We start from the raw sequence: 8,329 nt of genomic DNA on the forward strand, positions 1-8,329 counted from the left end.
GAATCTGCATCTTAGCGACGATGAGAGGAGTATCGAAAGTCAGCCCCCTGGCCGCCAGGGGGCGGCGACGAACTGCGCCTTGGAGCGGTTGACTTGCGGAATGGGGGGACGAGAGTCGCCCTTGGGCAGGAGCGCCTGTTTCAGGCCGGCTCCGCGCACCTCGAAGCGCACCTCCTGCAGCACCCGCCCACCTGCATCGAGCAGCGCCAGTTCATGCCGTCCCGGCATCGGCAGCCAGTCCCAGATCGCACCGCGCCCGATGACGCGGCCATCCAGCCGCCATGCCGCGAGGGCGCCACGTTCGAGTCGACCTTCGTGCGTGAATCGCAGCCGCTGCGCCTCCGGCGGGATGTCCGGATCCAACGCGTAGATCGCGCCGTCGATCGGATTGCTGAGCGCCACGGAGGTGCCCGCCGACTGGATGACCGCCTGCTCGGTGCCCGCGACGAACCACTCGCGCCGCACAGGCTCCTGGCCGCCCTCGAAGCGCGTGTCCCGCGGCACGACACCGGCCGGCGGCCTGATCGCCGGCGGCACACCGCCAGCATGAAGCGCCAGCATGATCTCGCGCCACACGGGCGCCGCACCGCTCACGCCAGACACCTGGTGCATCGCTTCGCCGCTCGAGTTGCCGACCCAGACGCCCACCGTGAACCGGCTGGTCCATCCGATGCACCAGTTGTCGCGCATGTCCTTGCTCGTGCCGGTCTTCACCGAGGCCGGGAAAGGCAAAGCCAGCGCGCTGGACAGTCCGAAGGTCAGCGCGCGGGCGTTGTTGTCGGCCAGGATGTCGCCGACGATGAAGCTGGCCTTGGGATCCGCGACCCGACGCGATTCGACCGGCAGCGTTCCGGCCTGCTGGCGCGCATCGCTCCGAGGCGCGCTCACTTCGGCATATCGCCCCCCATTGGCCAGCGCACGGTACGCGTTCGTGAGGGCCAGCAACGTCACGTCGGCGCTGCCCAGTGCCAGCGAGGGGCCATAGAAGCCGCCCGTTTCCGGCAGTTGCAGGCCCAGCGCGTTGAGCCGCTCGAAGACCGCTTCCGGCGTCAGCATCAGCGCCAGCCGCACCGCCGGCACATTCAGGCTGTTGCCGAGCGAGGCCCGGGCGCTGATCCAGCCGCGGTACTGCTTGTCGTAGTTCTGAGGCAAGTACATCCCTGCCCCCGTCGCGATCTGCGCCGGCGAGTCGTCCAGCAGGCTGGCCGCGGTGATCAGGCGACGCTCGATCGCCAATTCATAGAGGAAGGGCTTCAGCGTCGATCCCGGCTGCCGGCGAGCAAGCACATGATCCACCTGGGCCGCATCCGACAGTTGGCTGCCACTCGATCCGACCCAGACGCGGATCTCGCCGCTGGCGTTGTCCAGCACGAGCACCGCCCCGTCCTCGACCTGCCGGCCGGACAGCTCCGCCAGGTGCCGCCGCAGCGACAGCACCGCCACGCGTTGCCAGGTTGCATCGAGCGTGCTGCGTTGGGTCGGCGGCCCGTCCGCTCGCAGTGCGAGGCGGGCGTAATGCGGCGCCCACTGCGGCGCATCCGCGACTGACAGCGCCTTGCGCCGCAGCACGGCGCCGACCTCGTCGACGAGACCGTCACAGCCCTGCCCCATCGCGCGCAGCACGCCGCAGGCGCGCGTCGCGAGGGTCTCGCTCGCGGCGTTCGGTCCGCGCAGCATCGCCGCGAGCAATGCGGATTCGCGCGCGTCGAGCCCGCTGGGGCGCTTGCCGAAGAGCGCCTGGGCCGCTGCGGGCACGCCGACCAGCTCGCCACGAAGAGGCACGCGGTTCAGGTAGGCCTCGAGGATCTGCGCCTTGGTCCACCGCTTCTCCAGTCGTGCGGCCACCCACGCCTGCCCGAGCTTCTGCGTCACGCTGCGTCCGCCGCGCCGGGCCAGATCCTGATCGAGGAGGCCCGCGAGCTGCATCGTCACCGTCGATGCACCGCGCGTGCGGGTGTTCCACAGATTGGCCCAGGCGCTGGCGGCGACGGCCGACCAGTCGACGCCGCTGTGCTCGTAGAAGTGCTGGTCCTCGGAGACCAGCATCGCTCGCAGCAGCGAGGGCGACATCTGGTCCAGCGGCACCCAGGCGAGCACACGCCGGCTGGGGTCGACGCGCAAGGTCTGCAGCAGCTCGCCTCGACGGTCCAGCAGTTGGAAATCCGACACAGGATGCACTGCGCGCGTCTGCGCGAACGAGGGCAGATCCGCGGCCGGCGCCGCGACGGCGGATCCGGCGCCGAGGAGCGTCACGGCCAGCGTGCGCCTCCACCGCGCCAGTCCGCGCAAGCGCCCGGCCGCGGGCGTCTTCAAGGCTGGACCTCCAGGGTCGCATTCGGGACCTCGCCGAAACGGTCGGGCGAATACATCGCCTCGGCGCGCGTCGTCGGCATCTGGAAGCGTCCGGCATTGTTCAGGCGGATCGTGTACTCGAGGACATGCCTGCCGCGCGGCAGGTAATCGAAGTAGGCGCGCCACGCCGTGAAGCTGCGTTCGATGAAGCTGGGCCACGCCTGACCCTCGGCACGCTCGCCCTGCGTATCGATCGTGCCCTCGACCACGGCCGCGCCTGTCGGCATCGGGTCGCTGAGCACCACCCAGGACATGTCGGCGGCCGCGTCGACCTCCAGCCGCACACGCATCACGTCGCCGCGCGACCATCGCGGCGCCGCCTTCTGCGACACGGCAGTGATCGTCCGCTTGATCGCATAACCGGCCGTGAGTGGCGCCTTCAACGGGACGGCGGACAGGGCCTGCACGGTGGCCCAGGGCCGGCCGCCGCCCGTCTGCGTCACGGTCAGCGTGCCGTTGCCCGAGGCGGGCCATGGCAGACGCAACTCGCCGCCCTCGGGCTTCGTCGTCCAGTCGAGCGCGACACTTGAAGCCGCCAGCTTGGCCTCGGTTTTCCCCTTGACCGGCTGCGATTCGAAACGCGCCGAGAACTTCTCGAGCGCCAACGCGCCCCACAGGTTCGCCGTCGTGTTGAACCAGGCGCCCCGCTCCTGACGCGCCAGCGCGCCGACGACCATTCGGGGCAGGTCCTCCTTCCAGCCGGGGTCGTCCACCAGCGCCAGGATCGCGCGCGCCGCCGTCGCATCGCCGCTGCCCATCAGCCACCACCAGGCGTCGGACTCTTCGTTGACGAAACGCAGCGTCGTCCCCGCGAAGCTCAGTCGACTGCGCAACTGGTTCTGCGCCGCGGCGATCTGATTGGCGCGGTCGGGCGCATCGGTCATCCGCTGGTGCAGCACCAGCCAATCCACGACGGTGCCGGTCGGCCAAGTCGTCAGGTTGCGGCCCTCCACGGTGCCCAACTGTCGAGGCGTCGCTTTCCCATACCGTGCCAAGGCGGCCAGCGCCGCAATGCGCCGCGGTTCATCGTCCGGGCGCGGGGCCCAGTGGCGACGCTCCAGTCGTCCTTCGACGAATGCAGCCAAGCCATCGAGCGCCTTGCCCAGCTGCGACGCAGGCAAGGGGCGGCCGGCCTCTTGCGCCACCGACAGCAGATGGGCCGTCAGGACGTCGCTCCCCTGCGTCAGATGCTTCGAAAGCGGGAAATAGGCGAAGAGTCCATCGGCGTCCTGGTAAGTCGCCAGCTGCCCCATCAGCCCATCCCATGCGGCGCTGTCATGCAGCGCGATGAACTTCGAACTCTGCTGCTCGAGGCAGGTATACGGGTATTGCTCGAAATAGCGACGGATGCCCGGCAGCGCCGTCGACAGCTTCGGTTGCAGGCCGATCTGGAGCCCGCCCCGCTTGATGCCTTGCGCAGGGAGCGCGTCGGCGGGCGCGCCGACCGGGATGCTGATGGGCGCGTCGAGTTGACGCAGCGTCGCCTGCAGCACCCGTACGGGCACCGCGGGCTGGACAGCCTGCGTGGTCCGCATGGCGTCCTTCGCGCCACCGCCCTGCTCCTGGGCCTGCGCCTCCCAGACGATGCGCTGGGCGCCTTCGGGGATGACCACGTCCCAGGTCAGCTCCTGGGCTTGACCCGCGGCCAGCTTGACGGTTCGCGCCTCGGCGGGCACCGCCTGGTCGCCGCTCTCGCCGCTCGCCTTGCCCGTCAGCGTCACCTTGAGGTCCATCGCACGAGTCGTGGCGTTGCGAAGCGTGAGCATGGCCTGGACACGGTCGCCTTCGCGCACCAGCGGCGGCAGACCGGAGAGCAGCTGCAGATCCTGACTCACGTTGATGCTGCCCTCGCCAGTACCGAACCGCTGTCCTGGCGCATCGGCAACGGCCACCAGCCGGAAGCGCGTGAGCGAATCGTTCAGCGGCACGCGCACGAGCGCCTCGCCCCGTGCATCGACGGTGACCAGCGGCTGCCAGGTCAGCAGCGTGTCGAACAGCTCGCGCGTCGCGAACCCGCCCCCGCCCCCGGCGGCCACGGCCTTGCGACCGTAATGCCGCCGGCCAATGATCTCGCTGTGGCCGGTGGCCGTCGTCACGCCCCAGGGGCGCGTCTGGATCATGCCGTCCAGCAGCTTCCAGCTCGGGTTGGGCGCAAGGGCCAGCAGCCCCTCGTCCACCGCCGCGAACGCGATCTGGGCGTCAGGAACCGGCTTGCCATCCTGGGTCACGCGCAGCTTCACCTGCGCGCTCTGCCGCACGCCGTACTGCGCCTGCTGCGGTACGACTTCAACCTGCAACCGGTGTTTGGCCTGGCCGATCTCGATCGGTGCCATGCCCAGCTTGAACGACGGCTTGGACAGGTCGACCATGGCGGTGGGGGCCTGATAGTCGCCCGAGGCGCGCCACTCCCGCCACCAGTTCACCGGCTCGCGCCAGCCCCACGAGAAGAACGAATACCACGGCACTTCGCGCAATCGGCCGCGCAACACCATCACGCTGACAAAAGCGTTTGGCGTCCAGTTGCTGTCGATCTTCAATTCCAACCAGGGGTCGCGCCCCGATAGACGGCGGACCTCGCTGTACAACACGCCTTCCCGCTCGACGGTGATCAGCGCAGTGGCGTCGCGATAGGGCATGCGCACTTGGAACCGGGCCGTTTCGCCGGGCTCATAGCGCCGCCGTTCCGGGATCACATCGATACGATCGTCGTTGTCCTGCGCGAACCAGAGTTCTCCGGCCTTCGTCACCCACAGGGATCGGGCGGCACGTGCGGTGCGGCCGCCATCGTCATTGGAGGACCCGATCAATTCGATCTGCCCGCCTTGACTCAGCTTGACTTCGCAGTGCATGAGCCCGAGCGCATCGGTCTTGCCGCTGCAGAGCTCGCCCAAGTCCTTCAGGTTCCGTTGATGCTCATAGGCGTAGAAGCCGCCCACCAGTCGCTTGCGCGTGCTGAGCGTCTGGATCTGGCGTGCACTGAGCGTGATCTTCCGATTGGCCATCGGCTTGCCATTGGTGTCCAGCGCCACCGCCTGGACCGACAACGCCTGGCCGTTGGCCACCCAGGTCGCGGCGCGCAGACCGACGATCACATCGGCGGGCCAGACGACCTGGGACGCGGAGCGCGTGTGCGTCTGACCATCGGGGTCGCGGTAGTTCAGCTCAACACGCAGTTCGGCGGGACGGTCGATGTTTCCCTTCAGCGGCACCTTGAACGACGCACCGCCTTTCGCGTCCGTCTGCAGTGCGAGCTTGTCCAGAACGAGTCGGCTCGCCCCTGGCGTGCCGCCACTGGATTCGCCATCGCCCTCGTCCATGTCGCCCGCAGACCCGGAATCCTGAGGCCCCTCCGGCGACGGTGGCTCGAAGGCGTAATCATCGAACCCGGGGAAGTTGGTCCAGCGGGGCTGCAGCATGGCACTGACTTCCACCGGCGACTTCGCCATCGGGCCACCGGCCATGTAGTTCAGTTGGGCCGTCCAGGCCTGCTCTTTCGCACCTGTCGCTGGTGTTTTCGGCGGGATGAGGCGCGCATCGACGAGCGGCACGCGGAATTCCTCAACGCGTACGCTGCCACTGTCCCAGGTACGACGCCCACCGCGCGCGTCCCCTCGCTCCATCACGAAGCGATATCGGCCAAGCTTGGCCTCCGGCGGTACCTTCCATGAGCTCAGCGCGTAGCGAGCCCCTTGCCATCGCAGGTCCAGTGTCGCGATGTCCTCCCCGGTGCCTTCAAACACGACACGCAGCTTGTCAGGCAACTGGTCTGGTGTCGCATCCGTCAGCCCCTGCACGGTTTCCAGGCGGAAGAAATGCTTCATCGACAGCGTCTCGCCGGCGCGCAACAGCGGGCGGTCGGTGACGGTATGGGCGCGCGCTGCGCGCTCTGATCCCCATGCAATCGGCACATTGAAACGCCACGGCTCGATGCCACGGCTCCAGCCGCTGAACATGAACGACTGGTCCAGAGCCTTCCCTGGCTGAGCGAGCCTCGCCGTGATGAACAGGCCCGCCTCGGCGATGCACTCGCCGCCCCCGCTGTCGCGGTCCAGGTTCGGCCGATCAATGCGCGCCAGGCCTTGCCCATCGGTTCGGCCGCTCCAAAGGGCCTTGCCGCGGCAGTCGTAGACCGACACCTGAGCCCCATCGACTGGCCGCCCCTTGTCGAGCGATGTCACCCACACCAAGCTGTCATCCTTCCCGAGCTTGAAATGCAAGCCGAGATTGGTGACGAGCGTCCCCGTCCGCACGAACATGGGCTGGATCGGATCAAGGAGCGATTGGCCCAGGCGCGGCGACTTCAGCTCGAGCACGTGATAGCCAGGCTGCGACAGCGGAATGCCGATCACATCAATGACCTTGTCCGGATTCGGCGGGGGCACTGTCATCGACTGAAGGTCCGAGACATCTTTCAACCACTCAGCCTTGCGGTCCTCCCACTCGTTCTGTCGGAACAGGCGCCCGTACCAGCGCAGGATCTCAACATCGTCAGTCAATCTTTTGATTCGCAAGTGCCCACTGGCGCGCGGCTGCAAGTCGGTCTGCACGTGCCGCAAGCTCAGAGGGACCAGACTAGGTCCGGCCGCTTCCCATTCGACGATCCCGAAGGGCGCCGCGGCGAACTTCGCCAGAGGCGGCGCCTCCGACGTTCGGACTTTCATCGGAAAACTGGCAGCGTTTGAAAGAAGCCGGCCGCTCTCATCCTTGATCCCGCTGGGAAGCTCGAGCAGATATTCCTGCTGCTCCGCCAACGGTGCAGGGAACCGCACTGTCGACAACCAATGGGCCGATTGCTGCTCCTGATCGACCGGCGCCAAAGGCGCCACGCTTACACCATTCGCTCCCTTGAGGCGAACCTTCAGCGCAAGGTCTCGCGCAATCGGCTCCGAGAAACTCACCGTGATCGGACGGATCGACAGGCATGGCGCATTCGCGCGCTCACGCTCGCACGAAAGCTCCGCAGTCAGCGGCCCTCGGACTGAGAAGCGGATTCGTCGGTCGGCACGCGTCCTCACGGAATCGTTGGCGGCGGCCGCGATGCCTGCCCCCCACACCAAGGTTGCCTCCGCGCCGGCCGGCAAGGGACGCGCGCAAGCCACCAGGATCCAGCTCTGACGCTTGACGTCGCCCATCTTGAGGGAGCGGAGTAGCTCGTCTCGATCAGACACGCTGCGAAGCTCGACCGGAATGCGCTCGCCAAGTGCCTTCGATTCGCACCACATGTGTGGCGCAATCGTCTCGGATTTGGCGTCACCGGAGAGTTGCAGGAGGAATCGTTGGTCTTCCTCGATCCTGCTGCCCTCCCAAGGACTGACTCGCCGTATGGCGGGCGCTCCCAACTGAAACGAGAATTCGCGCGCTCCGCTCCATCCGGTAGGCGCGCCAGGCGCTGTGGGGCGGAAGTCGTCCTTCGCTGCCACCAGGCACTTCGATCCAGCAGGCAATGGACGGGAGAAGTCGAAGGCCCACTCCCGATCGTTGATCCAGCGTCCGCTCCCCTGCGGTGTCGAATCTCCACAGCGGACCGTGACGGGATCGGGTAACCGCAAATCGCCCAACCTCGATGTCGGCGCTTTGAATCGCACGACGATGTTCTGGACCTGCGCCACCTCACCCTGAGGCGAGACTGACGCGATTTCCGCCGCATGCCCCTCTGGATTCCCCAACAGCAAGCCAATTGCCGCCCATGCTGGCAATGAAACAAATTTCGCTTTTTTCCAGAAACGCTGCATACGCTCCCCGTCATGCTCGAACGAGGGAGTCAGTCTATTCTGAGGTCGATCAAAAATCAGTCCCACAAAAGGGGCGGGTTCCAATCCACTTCCGCCATGTTCCTGCAATCAGCCCCTCAAATCAGTGATCTGATAGCCGAGGAGCCACGTCAGGAAAAATTACTCGCAGAAAAGGCAAAACCCCTCGACCATGGCTGATCGAGGGGTTTGGCGGGGTATTAGCCTGACGATGACCTACTTTCACA

Annotated in this window: 2 protein-coding genes; both read right to left on the reverse strand. The window is 67.0% G+C overall.

Going from position 1 to position 8,329, the window contains the following annotated elements; all coding sequences use genetic code 11:
- Positions 1–39: 39 nt before the first annotated feature.
- Positions 40–2,313, reverse strand: a complete 2,274-nt coding sequence (gene pbpC / locus AC07PR_RS21975; protein WP_495136549.1) for a penicillin-binding protein 1C — start codon at positions 2,311–2,313, stop codon at positions 40–42.
- Positions 2,310–8,084, reverse strand: a complete 5,775-nt coding sequence (locus AC07PR_RS21980; RefSeq protein WP_495136550.1) for an alpha-2-macroglobulin family protein — start codon at positions 8,082–8,084, stop codon at positions 2,310–2,312. Before AC07PR_RS21980 ends, pbpC begins: the two co-directional genes overlap by 4 nt.
- Between the last annotated feature and the right edge of the window lie 245 nt (positions 8,085–8,329).

Source organism: Roseateles sp. GW821-FHT09H11 (assembly GCF_059415845.1).